This is a genomic window from Streptomyces hundungensis (assembly GCF_003627815.1).
GTDB lineage: Bacteria > Actinomycetota > Actinomycetes > Streptomycetales > Streptomycetaceae > Streptomyces > Streptomyces hundungensis_A.
On the sequence record NZ_CP032698.1, the window covers coordinates 6,501,623 to 6,514,508 of the forward strand.

Genomic DNA, 12,886 nt, shown 5'->3' on the forward strand with positions numbered 1-12,886 from the left:
GTAGGCGCCTGTTTGTGCATGTTTTCACTAGGGGGCCCCGCCGTGCCCGGACGGGAGGAACGTCACCCCCGCGCCGCCCCCGGGTACGGCCCCCGGCTCACTCCCAGCGGAAGAACCGCGCGGCCGCGCCGAGGCCCAGGACCGACCACACCGCGAGGATCCCGAGGTCCCCCCACGGCATCGAGGCGCCGTCCTGGAGCACCGTGCGCAGCCCGTCGGACAGGGCCGAGATGGGAAGCGCCTCCAGCACGGACCGCACGCCGCCCGGGAACTTGTCCATCGGCACGATGACCCCGCCGGCCACGAGCAGCAGCAGGAACACCAGATTGGCCGCGGCGAGCGTCGCCTCGGCCTTCAGGGTGCCGGCCATGAGCAGCCCGAGCCCGGAGAACGCGGCCGTGCCGAGGACCAGCAGGAACAGCACCGCGAGCGGGTTGCCGTGCGGGGACCAGCCGAGCGCGAGGGCGATCACGGTGAGCAGGACGACCTGGAGCACCTCGGTGACGAGCACGGCGAGCGTCTTGGACGTCATCAGCGCCCAGCGCGGCAGCGGTGAGGCGCCGAGCCGCTTGAGTACCCCGTACCGCCGCTCGAAGCCCGTCGCGATGGCCTGGCCGGTGAAGGCGGTCGACATCACGGCGAGCGCGAGGATGCCGGGCGCCAGGAAGTCGACGGACTTGCCCGCACCGGTGTCGATGATGTCGACGGTCGAGAACAGCACGAGCAGCAGACTCGGGATGATCACGGTGAGCAGCAGTTGCTCGCCGTTGCGCAGCAGCATCCGCGTCTCCAGGGCGGTCTGCGCCCCGATCATCCGCCCGAGCGGCGCCGCGCCCGGCTTCGGTGCGTACGTACCAGCGCTCATGCGCGCAGCTCCTTGCCGGTCAGCTCCAAAAAGACGTCCTCGAGGGTGTGGCGTTCGACCGCGATGCCCTCGGGCATCACGCCGTGCTGGGCGCACCAGGTGGTGACGGTGGCGAGCAGTTGGGGGTCGATGGCGCCGGTGATGCGGTACGCGCCGGGTGTCAGCTCGGCTGCGGCGGTGCCGTCCGGCAGGGCCTTGAGGAGGGCGCCGAGGTCGAGGCCGGGGCGGCCGGTGAAGCGCAGCGTGTTCTCGGCGCCGCCCCGGCAGAGCTGCTCGGGGGAGCCCTGGGCGACCACCTTGCCGAGGTCGACGATGGCCACGTCGTCCGCGAGGGTCTCGGCCTCGTCCATGAAGTGCGTGGTGAGGACCACCGAGACGCCGTCGGCGCGCAGTTCGCGCACCAGGTCCCAGGTGGCGCGGCGGGCCTGCGGGTCGAGCCCGGCGGTCGGCTCGTCCAGGAAGACCAGTTCGGGCCGCCCCACGATGGCCATCGCGAGCGCGAGGCGCTGCTGCTGGCCGCCGGAGAGCCTGCGGTAGGTGGTGCGTCCGCAACTGCCGAGGCCCAGGCGCTCGATGAGCGCGTCCACGTCCAGCGGGTGAGCGTGCAGCTTCGCCATGTGGCGGAGCATCTCGTCGGCCCGGGCGCCGGAGTAGACCCCGCCGGACTGGAGCATCACGCCGATCCGCGGCTTGAGCAGCGCGGCGTCGGCGACCGGGTCGAGGCCGAGGACGCGGACGGTGCCCGCGTCGGGCCTGCGGTAGCCCTCGCAGGTTTCGACGGTGGTGGTCTTGCCGGCGCCGTTGGGGCCGAGGACGGCGGTCACGGTGCCCGCGCCGACCGTGAGGTCGAGACCGTCCACGGCGGTCTTGGCTCCGTACCGCTTGACCAGTCCGGTGACCTCGACGACGGGGTGCGACCCGCAGGGTCTCCCTGAGGGGCGGCGGCCGGGAGACGGCAGGGCGGGCTCGCTGTTCATGGACGGCAAGTCTAGGCCGGTGCCGCGGGGTCCCCGGGCGCGGGGCCCGGCTCCCTCCCGTGTGGGCCCCGGGCCGCTCGAGTGCCACGTCGATCGGCCGCGCCGGCGTTCCTAGGCGTCGTGGGGGCGGTGCGTCTCCAGCCAGCGCCGCGCGTACGCCACGGCGTCCCGGACGGGGAAGAGGCGGCAGCCCGCGGCGCCGACCCGGCCGCGCACGACGGGCCGGTCCCGTTCGAAGTCGGCGCCGAGCTCGTCGAAGCGGTCGCTGTCGAGGGCGGTGTCCTGGACGGTCACCCAGCGCCGCCCGTGCGGGGTCGCCGCGGCGAAGGACACCTGGGCCACCGGCCCCGGCACCCGGTATTCCGCCAGGTGGAAGGAGGTGCAGGAGTCGTATCCGGCGCCGAGCAGCAGCACCCGGGCGTCCGTCTCCTCCAGGCGGGCCAGCGGGCTGCGCTCGCCCAGGAGGCAGTCGAGGGCGTGGCCCTCGGTGATCCGCGACGCGCCCGGGCCGATCGCCGCGAACGACGTCTGCGGATGCGCGCTGCGCACGGCCCCGGGCCAGGTGCGCACGGTCTCCGGGACCACCCCCACGCCCCGGCTCGGCGTGATGAGCGGGTCGTAGGCGGGGATGGCGGCCCGGATGGGCTCCCACCACTCCTCGGGTACGGCCGGGCGGCCCCAGTGCGCGGGATCGGAGTTGTCCCCGCAGTGCGTGGGGACCACGAGCGTGCCCGTTTCGCCCAGCGTGTCGAGAAGGGATTGGACGAGGGCGACGGCGCCTCCGGCGACCCAGCCGAGCGACTTCAGGGAGGAGTGCACGAGCAGCGTCTCGCCGTCCCGCACGCCCAGGGCGCGCAGGTCGGCCGCGAGAGTGTCGCGCGTGCACAAAGGGCCGGTCACAGGCGGTGTGGGCATGGTCGAGGAGTCTGCCGCACCTTGACCGGGGCGGCCAGGGATTTCTCCGGCCGCCGATCGATCAAAGATCGTTTCCGCAGGTCAGCTTAGGTATGCCTAAGTGATGCAGCGCACCGCCGGTGATCCCGAGGTGGGTTGTCAGGCTTTGAGGAATTACGCAACAATGGCGTTGTGAAAAACATCGGCGAGGCTCCCCAGGAGGAACTCGCGACCGGTGAGCGGTCCACCCGCAACCGGGTCGCGCGCTCCATCCTGGACCACGGGCCCTCGACCGCCCAGGACCTGGCCAACCGCCTCGGTCTCACCCAGGCCGCCGTGCGCCGCCATCTCGACGCGCTGGTGGCCGACGAGGTCGTCGTCCCCCGCGAGCAGCGGGTGTACGGCGCGCGGACCCGCGGCCGGCCGGCCAAGGTCTTCGCGCTCACCGACTGCGGCCGGGACGCCTTCGAGCAGGCCTACGACAAGCTCGCCGTCGACGCCCTGGACTGGATCGAGCGGTCGGCGGGCGGTGGCGAGGCCGGCGAGAAGGCCGTCGCGGCGTTCGCGCGGGCCCGCGTCGAGGCTCAAGCCGGGGCGTACAGGGACGCGATCGAGGCCGTACACCCTGAAGAGCGCACCCAAGCCCTGGCCAAGGCCTTGAGTGCCGACGGGTACGCTGCTACGGCGCGCAGCGCGCCCCTTCCCCAGCGGGGCGAGCAGTTGTGCCAGCACCACTGCCCGGTCGCCCACGCCGCCGAGCGGTACCCGCAGCTGTGCGAGGCGGAGACGGAGTTCTTCTCCCGCCTCCTGGGAACGCACGTGCAGCGCCTGGCGACGATCGCCCACGGCGACGGCGTCTGCACCACGTTCGTCCCGCACGGCGCGCCACCACAGACCACACACCCGCAAGCATCCGCAAGCACGGCCGGGAGGAACCCCGCATGACGCTCCCCACGGAGACTGCCCACCCTGAGCTCGACGGCCTGGGCACGTACGAATACGGCTGGGCCGACTCCGACGCGGCCGGCGCCGCTGCCAAGCGCGGTCTTTCCGAGGCTGTCGTGCGCGACATCTCGCAGAAGAAGAACGAGCCGGAGTGGATGCTGAAGCTGCGCCTCAAGGGCCTGCGCCTCTTCGACAAGAAGCCCATGCCGAACTGGGGCTCCGACCTCTCCGGCATCGACTTCGACAACATCAAGTACTTCGTGCGCTCGACGGAGAAGCAGGCGGCGTCCTGGGAGGACCTGCCCGCGGACATCAAGAACACGTACGACAAGCTCGGCATCCCCGAGGCGGAGAAGCAGCGCCTGGTGGCCGGTGTCGCGGCCCAGTACGAGTCCGAGGTCGTCTACCACCAGATCCGTGAGGACCTGGAGGAGCAGGGCGTCATCTTCCTCGACACCGACACCGCCCTGAAGGAGCACCCCGAGCTCTTCCAGGAGTACTTCGGCACCGTCATCCCGGTCGGCGACAACAAGTTCGCGTCGCTGAACACCGCGGTGTGGTCCGGCGGCTCGTTCATCTACGTGCCCAAGGGTGTCCACGTCGACATCCCGCTCCAGGCCTACTTCCGCATCAACACGGAGAACATGGGCCAGTTCGAGCGGACGCTGATCATCGTCGACGAGGACGCCTACGTCCACTACGTCGAGGGCTGCACCGCCCCGATCTACTCCTCCGACTCGCTGCACAGCGCCGTCGTGGAGATCATCGTCAAGAAGGGCGGCCGCTGCCGCTACACGACGATCCAGAACTGGTCGAACAACGTCTACAACCTGGTCACCAAGCGCGCCGTGGCGTACGAGGGCGCGACCATGGAGTGGATCGACGGCAACATCGGTTCCAAGGTCACCATGAAGTACCCGGCCGTCTACCTGATGGGCGAGCACGCCAAGGGCGAGACGCTCTCCATCGCCTTCGCGGGCGAGGGCCAGCACCAGGACGCCGGCTCCAAGATGGTCCACATGGCGCCGAACACCTCCTCCAACATCGTCTCCAAGTCGGTGGCGCGAGGCGGCGGCCGCACCTCCTACCGCGGTCTCGTCGAGATCGGCGAGGGTGCCCACGGCTCCAAGTCGAACGTGCTCTGCGACGCCCTGCTCGTCGACACCATCTCCCGCTCGGACACCTACCCCTACGTCGACGTCCGCGAGGACGACGTCTCCATGGGCCACGAGGCGACCGTCTCCAAGGTCTCCGAGGACCAGCTCTTCTACCTGATGAGCCGCGGTCTGACGGAGTTCGAGGCGATGGCGATGATCGTGCGCGGCTTCGTCGAGCCGATCGCCAAGGAGCTCCCCATGGAGTACGCCCTGGAACTCAACCGGCTGATCGAGCTGCAAATGGAGGGCTCGGTCGGATAACGACCGTTCCCCGTCCGGCAGTTGAGCAGTTTCTGATCTAGGAAGAGAGCACTACGACAGCCATGGCTGAGGCAAACATCCCGGTGGGCTCCACCACCGCGGGATCCATCGCGGTCGCCGCCGAGTCGACCGTCGCCACCCGCATGAGCGCGCCCCCGTCCTTCGACGTCGGTGACTTCCCGGTCCCGCACGGTCGCGAGGAGGAGTGGCGGTTCACGCCGCTGGAGCGGCTGCGCGGGCTGCACGACGGCACCGCCGTCGCGAACGGTGACGGGATCACGGTCACCGTCGAGGCGCCCGAGGGCGTCACCGTCGAGGCGGTCGGGCGCGACGACGCCCGGCTGGGCAAGGCCGGCACGCCGGTGGACCGCGTCGCGGCCCAGGCGTACTCGTCCTTCGACAAGGCCTCCGTCGTGACCGTCCCCAAGGACACCGTGCTCACCGAGCCGATCCGGATCGCCGTGCACGGCGAGGGCGGCGTGGCCTACGGGCACCAGGTCATCGAGCTCGGCGCCTTCGCCGAAGCCGTCGTGGTCATCGACCACACCGGTGACGCGGTCGTCGCCGCCAACGTCGACTACCTCCTGGGCGACGGCGCCAAGCTGACCGTCGTCTCCGTACAGGACTGGGACGACAAGGCCGTCCACGTCGCCCAGCACAACGCGCTGATCGGCCGCGACGCCACCTTCAAGTCGTTCGTGGTCACCTTCGGCGGCGACCTGGTGCGGCTGCACCCGCGGGTCTCCTACGCGGGCACCGGCGGCGAGGCCGAGCTCTTCGGTCTGTACTTCACCGACCACGGCCAGCACCAGGAGCACCGCCTACTGGTCGACCACAACACCCCGCACTGCAAGTCCAACGCCGTCTACAAGGGCGCCCTCCAGGGCGAGGACGCGCACGCGGTGTGGATCGGTGACGTCCTCATCCAGGCCGCGGCCGAGGGCACGGACACCTACGAGATGAACCGCAACCTGGTTCTCACCGACGGCGCCCGCGTCGACTCGGTGCCGAACCTGGAGATCGAGACCGGCGAGATCGCCGGCGCCGGTCACGCGTCGGCCACCGGCCGCTTCGACGACGAGCAGCTCTTCTACCTGATGTCCCGCGGCATCCCGCCGATGGAGGCCCGCCGCCTGGTCGTGCGCGGCTTCTTCGCGGAGCTCGTGCAGCAGATCGGTCTGCCGGACGTCGAGGCGCGCCTGCTGGCGAAGATCGAGACGGAGCTGGAGGCTTCCGTCTGATGGCCTTCGTCAAAGCCTGTGCGCTGAGCGAGCTGGAGAGCGACACCCCCAAGCGGGTGGAGATCGACGGCACGCCGGTGTCCCTCGTCCACACCGAGGGCGGGGTGTTCGCGATCAACGACATCTGCTCGCACGCGAACGTGTCGCTGTCGGAGGGCGAGGTCGAGGACTGCGCCATCGAGTGCTGGCTGCACGGCTCCAGCTTCGACCTCCGCACCGGCAAGCCGTCCGGTCTTCCCGCGACGCGCCCCGTCCCCGTATACCCCGTCAAGATCGAAGGGGACGATGTGCTCGTCTCCGTCACCCAGGAGTCCTGAGTTCCCCATGGCAACGCTTGAAATCCGCGACCTGCACGTCTCCGTCGAGGCCGAGAACGGCCCCCGCGAGATCCTCAAGGGCGTCGACCTGACCGTGAAGCAGGGCGAGACCCACGCCATCATGGGCCCCAACGGCTCCGGCAAGTCGACCCTGGCGTACTCGCTGGCCGGGCACCCCAAGTACACGATCACCAGCGGCACCGTCACGCTCGACGGCGAGGACGTCCTGGAGATGTCCGTCGACGAGCGCGCCCGCGCCGGCCTCTTCCTCGCCATGCAGTACCCGGTCGAGGTCCCCGGCGTCTCGGTCTCCAACTTCCTGCGCACCTCCGCCACCGCGATCCGCGGCGAGGCCCCCAAGCTGCGCACCTGGGTGAAGGAGGTCAAGTCCGCGATGGAGCAGCTCCAGATGGACCCGGCCTTCGCCGAGCGCAACGTCAACGAGGGCTTCTCCGGCGGTGAGAAGAAGCGCCACGAGATCCTCCAGCTGGAGCTCCTCAAGCCGAAGATCGCGATCCTCGACGAGACCGACTCCGGCCTCGACGTCGACGCGCTGCGCCAGGTCTCCGAGGGCATCAACCGCGTCCGTGAGAACGGCGAGGTCGGCACCCTCCTGGTGACCCACTACACCCGCATCCTGCGCTACGTGAAGCCCGACTACGTCCACGTCTTCGCGGGCGGCCGCGTCGTCGAGTCCGGCGGCGCCGAGCTCGCCGACAAGCTCGAGGCCGAGGGCTACGAGTCGTACACGAAGGGTGGCGCTTCCGAGTGACACAGCTGCCGGGCCTCCTCACTCAGTCCGCTCTCCTGGACGAGGCGATCCGCAAGGACTTCCCCTTGCTGGACCGTGTGGTCCACGACGGGAAGAAGATCGTCTACCTCGACTCCGCGGCGACCTCGCAGAAGCCGCGCCAGGTGCTCGACGCGCTCAACGAGTACTACGAGCGGCACAACGCCAACGTCCACCGTGGCGTGTACCTGGTGGCGGAGGAGGCCACGGCGCTGTACGAGGGCGCCCGTGACAAGGTCGCCCGGTTCATCAACGCGCCCAGCCGCGACGAGGTCATCTTCACCAAGAACGCCTCGGAGTCGCTCAACCTCGTTGCCAACATGCTGGGTTGGGCCGACGAGCCCTACCGCGTGGACAACGAGACCGAGATCGTCATCACGGAGATGGAGCACCACTCCAACATCGTGCCGTGGCAGCTGCTCGCGCAGCGCACCGGCGCGAAGCTGAGGTGGTTCGGCCTGACCGACGACGGCCGGCTCGACCTGTCGAACATCGACGAGATCATCACCGAGAAGACGAAGATCGTCTCCTTCACGCTCGTCTCCAACCTGCTCGGCACCCACAACCCGGTCGAGGCGATCGTCCGCCGCGCGCAGCAGGTCGGCGCGCTGGTCTGCATCGACGCCTCGCAGGCCGCCCCGCACATGCCGCTGGACGTACAGGCGCTCCAGGCCGACTTCGTGGCCTTCACCGGCCACAAGATGTGCGGCCCGACCGGCATCGGCGTCCTGTGGGGCCGCCAGGAGCTCCTGGAGGACCTGCCGCCGTTCCTCGGTGGCGGCGAGATGATCGAGACGGTCTCGATGCACTCCTCCACCTACGCCCCGGCGCCGCACAAGTTCGAGGCGGGCACGCCCCCGATCGCGCAGGCCGTGGGCCTGGGCGCCGCGGTGGACTACCTCTCGGCGATCGGCATGGACAAGATCGCCGCGCATGAGCACGCGATCACCGAGTACGCGGTCAAGCGCCTCCTGGAGGTGCCCGATCTGCGGATCATCGGCCCCACCACGGCCGAGGACCGCGGCGCGGCGATCTCCTTCACGCTCGGGGACATCCACCCGCACGACGTGGGCCAGGTCCTCGACGAGGAGGGCATCGCGGTCCGCGTCGGCCACCACTGTGCGCGCCCGGTGTGCCTGCGCTACGGAATTCCCGCGACCACGCGAGCGTCTTTCTATCTGTACTCCACGCCCGCCGAGGTCGACGCCCTGGTGGACGGCTTGGAGCACGTACGAAACTTCTTCGGCTAGGGGTTACCGACGTGAAGCTTGATTCGATGTACCAGGACGTCATCCTGGACCACTACAAGCACCCGCACGGCCGGGGCTTGCGGGACGGTGACGCCGAGGTGCACCACGTGAACCCGACGTGCGGCGACGAGATCACCCTGCGGGTGAAGTACGACGGCTCGCGCATCGAGGACGTCTCGTACGAGGGCCAGGGCTGCTCGATCAGCCAGGCCAGCGCCTCGGTCCTCAACGACCTGCTGGTCGGCAAGGAGCTGGCCGACGCGCAGCGGATCCAGGAGACCTTCCTGGAGCTGATGCAGTCCAAGGGCCAGTTGGAGCCCGACGACGCGATGGAGGAGGTCCTTGAGGACGCGGTGGCCTTCGCCGGCGTCTCCAAGTACCCGGCCCGTGTGAAGTGTGCTCTGCTGAGCTGGATGGCGTGGAAGGACGCGACGGCCCAGGCTCTGGGCGACGTCGCCGAAAGGAAGACGGCATGACCGAGAACGCACAGGCGGCGATCAAGCCGGCGACCGAAGAAGAGATCCGCGAGGCGCTGTACGACGTCGTCGACCCCGAGCTGGGCATCGACGTCGTCAACCTCGGCCTCATCTACGGCATCCACATCGACGACTCCAACGTCGTCACGCTGGACATGACCCTGACGTCGGCGGCCTGCCCGCTGACCGATGTGATCGAGGACCAGGCGAAGTCGGCGACCGACGGCATCGCCAGCGAGCTGAAGATCAACTGGGTCTGGATGCCGCCGTGGGGCCCGGACAAGATCACGGACGACGGCCGCGAGCAGCTGCGCGCGCTGGGCTTCAACGTCTGAGCTCCGCCCGCACGTCGAGGCCCCCGGCACCTCTGGTGCCGGGGGCCTTCGCATGGCAGGGTGCCGGAAACGGGTTCCAGGTGCCAGGGGCGGGCGGCTGCTGATCGGCTGACGTTCGTCTGCTGTACGGATCGCGTACGCCCGCGCGTGGCGGGACGGCCGGAACCTACTCGACGACACCCCGCCGACGAGAGGCCTCCCCGTGCCGCATCACCCGCCGCTCCGCCGTACCAAGGCCGTCGCGGCCGCCTCCGGAGTCCTCGCGCTGGCCGGCCTGGGGCTCAACCCCCCGGCGCACGCGGTGAGTTACGGGACCCCGACCATCGGGCTCTCGGCCTCCTACCTGTCCGGAGCCGTGGGCGCCACCGGGGACCCGGTCGTCACCGTGACCGTCGGGCAGAGCGGGGCCGACGCCTCGGCGCTCACCGTGGCCGCCTCGGCGAGCTCCACGTCGTCCGTGGCCGGCACCGGGGACGTTCAGGTCACCGGGACCGGCGCCGCCCGGCAGCTGTCCGTGACCGCGCACGGGCGCGGCTACACCGACCTCACCCTCAAGGTCACCGGACTCGGCGGCAAGAGCGCCACCAAGACGCTGCACTACGCCGCCTCCGCCGCCGTGCAGGGCGCCGCCGACACCCGCTACCTCACCGGCTCCAGCGACGCATCGGCCGCCGTGGACGTCGGGGGCGGCTATGCGGTCGTCGCCGACGACGAGTCCAACACGCTGCGCCTGTACGACCGTTCGGCCTCCGGAGCGCCCGTGCGGAGCTGGGACTTCAGCTCTGCGCTCGGGGTGTCGAAGGAGATCGACATCGAGGGCGCGGCCCGGGTCGGCGACACCATCTACTGGACCGGCTCGCTCGGCAACAACAAGGACGGCGCGTACAAGGCGGACCGCAACACCGTCTTCACGACCACCGTCACCGGCTCGGGCGCCGCGACCCGCCTCACGCTCGGCGGCTCGTACAAGAAGCTGCGGGACGGACTCGTCGCCTGGGACCACGCCAACGGGGACCGCTTCGGCTTCGCGGCCGCGACCGCCGACGGCCAGGCGCCCAAGCAGATCGACGGGTTCAACGTGGAGGGCCTGGAGTTCGCGCCCGGCTCCACCAGCACCGCGTACATAGGGTTCCGGGCGCCGCTCGCGCCGCCGGTCGACGGCGGCAAGGCGCTGATCGTGCCCGTCACCAACTTCGACAAGGTCCTCGCTAGCGGCGCCAAGCCGGTGTTCGGCGCCGCCATCCAGCTCGACCTCGGTGGGCTCAGCATCCGCGACATCCGCAAGAACGCGGCCGACCAGTATCTGATCGTGGCCGGCTCCTGGGCCGCGGACGACAACTCCGACCCGTACGCGGTCTACTCCTGGGACGGAGTGGCCCAGCACGCCCCCGTCAAGCGGGCCGACCTGCCGACCAGTGACCCGGGCGGCTGGGAGGCCGTGGTGGACGTCCCGGACCTGAACCAGGCGGGCGCCAAGGCGCAGTTCATCACCGACGACGGCTCGGCCGACCTCTACGGCGACGGCACCGAGGCCAAGGACCTCCTCCACCCCGAGTGGAAGAAGTCCCGGGCCACGTGGTTCACGGTCACCGGCTGACCCGGACTACCAGGTGCCCGTCGGGCCGGCCGGTGCCCGCGGGACGCCGGCCGCGTCCGCCAGCGCGGGCGCCAGGTCCTCGCGGCGCACTCGCTGGTCGATGTAGAGCAGACCGGCGGCGAGTTGGGGCAGCGTGGTCGACACGAACTGGCTGATCACCATGCCGACCAGATACAGCACCACGATGATGGCGACGGCCGAGACCAGGCCGCCGGTCGAGTGGTCGCCCAGGGTCAGGGGCATCGCCGCGAACAACCCGCCGTAGGTGAACGGCAGTTGAATGAAGTAGCCGATCACGCCGCTCATCATGGTGACGAGGATCAGGATGCCGAAGCTCCGCCACCAGGCGTCCTTGACCAGGTGGGCCGAGCGGCGCAGCGCCTGCACGGGGCGCTGCTTCTCCAGCACCGCGATCGCGGGGGCGAAGCCGTAGCGCACCCACAGCCAGGTGCCGACCGGCATCAGGACGAGGGCGGCCAGGGCGAACAGGAGCATCGGCACGGGCGACGGGGCGTGGTGGCGGGAGGTCGACAGGAACATCGCCGTCGGCGCCACCACGAACAGGAGCGCCATGGCCAGCATGGCCGCCCACTGGACCGCCACCACGCCGAGCACGGCGGGGAACCTGGACCACGCCTTGCGCCACACGGTGGCGAAGGTGGTGCTGCGGCCCAGGACCGCGTCCTGGAGCACGGCCGGGACGGCCGAGTACACCCAGGCCATCGCGACGAGCCACATCACCATCGCGACGACCACGACGACGGCCCCCGCGATCACCACCGGCTGCACGTCGGAGCGCGCCGGGGCCACCCGGCCGGTGGTGTCGAAGACCAGGACGAGATGGTCGTGCACGGCGGCCACGGCGATCGCCGCCGCCCCGCACATCGCCAACGCCGCGAGCCCGTACGCCACGAGGGCCATCCCGAAGAGCTGCTTCCAGTGGCGGCCCAGGGCCGAGAAGGCGCCGCCGAGGATGTCGCCGAGGCTCAGCGGCCCGAGCGGAATGACACCCGGCTTCGGCGGGGGCGGCATCCAGCCACCGCCCCAGCCCGGCCCCCAGCCCGGCGGCGGCCCGGGCGGCCCACCCTGGAAGCCCCAGCCCGGCGGCGGTCCCGGCGGTCCCGGCGGGGGCCCCGGCGGTCCCGGCGGGGGCCCCGGCGGTCCCGGCGGGGGCCCCGGCGGTCCGCCCTGGGCTCCGGGCCCCCACCCCATGTCCTGCGCCACCGCGACCTCACACTTCCCGTACGTCTCCGCACGTCCCGTCCCCTGATCGATCGCCTTACCGTAGCCCGCGCGGCCTGCGGCTTCGGCTCGGGGCGTGCTCTGTGACCCGGCCGGAACAACGGGAGCCCGCCGAGGGCCCGCCGTTGCGCCCTGGACGGCGGCAACCGCCTCCGGGCACTGCTCCCCGGCCGCGCGTGCGCTCATATCCTGGACGCATGCCCTACGTCCTGCTCGCCTGCGCCATCGGTTCGGAGATCGTCGCGACATCCGCGCTGAAGTACAGCGAGGGGTTCACCAGGCTCTGGCCCTCACTGATCACCGGCGTCGGCTATCTGCTCGCGTTCTTCCTCCTGTCGCTGACGCTGAAGTCCCTGTCCGTGGGCACCGCGTACGCGATCTGGTCCGGCGTGGGCACGGCGGTCATCGCCGCCGTCGGCATGGTGTTCATGGGCGAGGCGATGACCGCCGCCAAGATCGCCGGGATCGCCCTCATCATCGGCGGAGTGGTGCTGCTCAACCTGGGTGGCGCGGCGCACTGAGGCGGCGGGCGCGCCTCG

14 protein-coding genes are annotated in these 12,886 nt (G+C 70.6%); 10 read left to right on the forward strand and 4 right to left on the reverse strand.

Annotated features, from left to right (window positions below; genetic code table 11):
* Positions 1–97: 97 nt before the first annotated feature.
* The 3 genes from DWB77_RS28785 to DWB77_RS28795 form a co-directional block, all read right to left on the reverse strand.
* Positions 98–865 (reverse strand): ABC transporter permease, encoded by a 768-nt coding sequence (locus DWB77_RS28785; RefSeq protein WP_120724499.1) that lies wholly within the window; start codon positions 863–865, stop codon positions 98–100.
* Complete coding sequence (locus tag DWB77_RS28790) at positions 862–1,842, reverse strand: ABC transporter ATP-binding protein (protein ID WP_246033674.1); 981 nt, start codon at positions 1,840–1,842, stop codon at positions 862–864. The genes DWB77_RS28785 and DWB77_RS28790 overlap by 4 nt, the downstream gene beginning before the upstream one ends.
* Positions 1,843–1,953: 111 nt before the next feature.
* The gene (locus DWB77_RS28795) at positions 1,954–2,757 is read right to left on the reverse strand and encodes an aminoglycoside N(3)-acetyltransferase (protein ID WP_120724501.1); all 804 of its coding nucleotides are present in this window, start codon (positions 2,755–2,757) and stop codon (positions 1,954–1,956) included.
* 171 nt (positions 2,758–2,928) lie between these two features.
* Here DWB77_RS28795 and DWB77_RS28800 point away from each other — a divergent pair, with 171 nt between their 5' ends.
* The 9 genes from DWB77_RS28800 (at position 2,929) to DWB77_RS28840 (ending at position 11,105) form a co-directional block, all read left to right on the forward strand.
* Positions 2,929–3,681, forward strand: coding sequence for a helix-turn-helix transcriptional regulator (locus tag DWB77_RS28800; RefSeq protein ID WP_120724503.1), 753 nt, complete (start codon positions 2,929–2,931; stop codon positions 3,679–3,681).
* A complete protein-coding gene (sufB, locus tag DWB77_RS28805; protein ID WP_120724505.1) occupies positions 3,678–5,099 on the forward strand; it encodes a Fe-S cluster assembly protein SufB in 1,422 nt (473 codons plus the stop codon). The genes DWB77_RS28800 and sufB overlap by 4 nt, the downstream gene beginning before the upstream one ends.
* 62 nt (positions 5,100–5,161) lie before the next feature.
* On the forward strand, positions 5,162–6,340 hold the full coding sequence (gene sufD / locus DWB77_RS28810; protein ID WP_120724507.1) for a Fe-S cluster assembly protein SufD: 1,179 nt from the start codon (positions 5,162–5,164) through the stop codon (positions 6,338–6,340).
* Positions 6,340–6,657 carry a bifunctional 3-phenylpropionate/cinnamic acid dioxygenase ferredoxin subunit gene (locus DWB77_RS28815; protein WP_120724509.1) on the forward strand — a complete coding sequence of 106 codons (318 nt, stop codon included), beginning with the start codon at positions 6,340–6,342 and terminating at the stop codon, positions 6,655–6,657. Before sufD ends, DWB77_RS28815 begins: the two co-directional genes overlap by 1 nt.
* A 7-nt stretch (positions 6,658–6,664) precedes the next feature.
* Positions 6,665–7,429, forward strand: coding sequence for a Fe-S cluster assembly ATPase SufC (sufC, locus tag DWB77_RS28820; protein WP_120724511.1), 765 nt, complete (start codon positions 6,665–6,667; stop codon positions 7,427–7,429).
* Entirely contained in the window at positions 7,426–8,697 is a 1,272-nt protein-coding gene (locus DWB77_RS28825; RefSeq protein WP_120724513.1) for a cysteine desulfurase, read from the forward strand. Before sufC ends, DWB77_RS28825 begins: the two co-directional genes overlap by 4 nt.
* Positions 8,698–8,708: 11 nt before the next feature.
* The gene (sufU, locus tag DWB77_RS28830; RefSeq protein WP_120724515.1) at positions 8,709–9,173 is read left to right on the forward strand and encodes a Fe-S cluster assembly sulfur transfer protein SufU; all 465 of its coding nucleotides are present in this window, start codon (positions 8,709–8,711) and stop codon (positions 9,171–9,173) included.
* Positions 9,170–9,508 (forward strand): metal-sulfur cluster assembly factor, encoded by a 339-nt coding sequence (locus tag DWB77_RS28835; protein WP_100574411.1) that lies wholly within the window; start codon positions 9,170–9,172, stop codon positions 9,506–9,508. The genes sufU and DWB77_RS28835 overlap by 4 nt, the downstream gene beginning before the upstream one ends.
* 202 nt (positions 9,509–9,710) lie before the next feature.
* The gene (locus DWB77_RS28840; RefSeq protein ID WP_120724517.1) at positions 9,711–11,105 is read left to right on the forward strand and encodes a DUF3616 domain-containing protein; all 1,395 of its coding nucleotides are present in this window, start codon (positions 9,711–9,713) and stop codon (positions 11,103–11,105) included.
* A gap of 6 nt (positions 11,106–11,111) precedes the next feature.
* On the opposite strand, the gene DWB77_RS28845 is transcribed toward DWB77_RS28840, so the two are convergent.
* Complete coding sequence (locus tag DWB77_RS28845; protein WP_120724519.1) at positions 11,112–12,137, reverse strand: hypothetical protein; 1,026 nt, start codon at positions 12,135–12,137, stop codon at positions 11,112–11,114.
* Between the two features lie 407 nt (positions 12,138–12,544).
* Between DWB77_RS28845 and DWB77_RS28855 the strand changes: the two genes are divergently transcribed.
* On the forward strand, positions 12,545–12,868 hold the full coding sequence (locus tag DWB77_RS28855) for a DMT family transporter (protein ID WP_120724521.1): 324 nt from the start codon (positions 12,545–12,547) through the stop codon (positions 12,866–12,868).
* Positions 12,869–12,886: the final 18 nt, after the last annotated feature.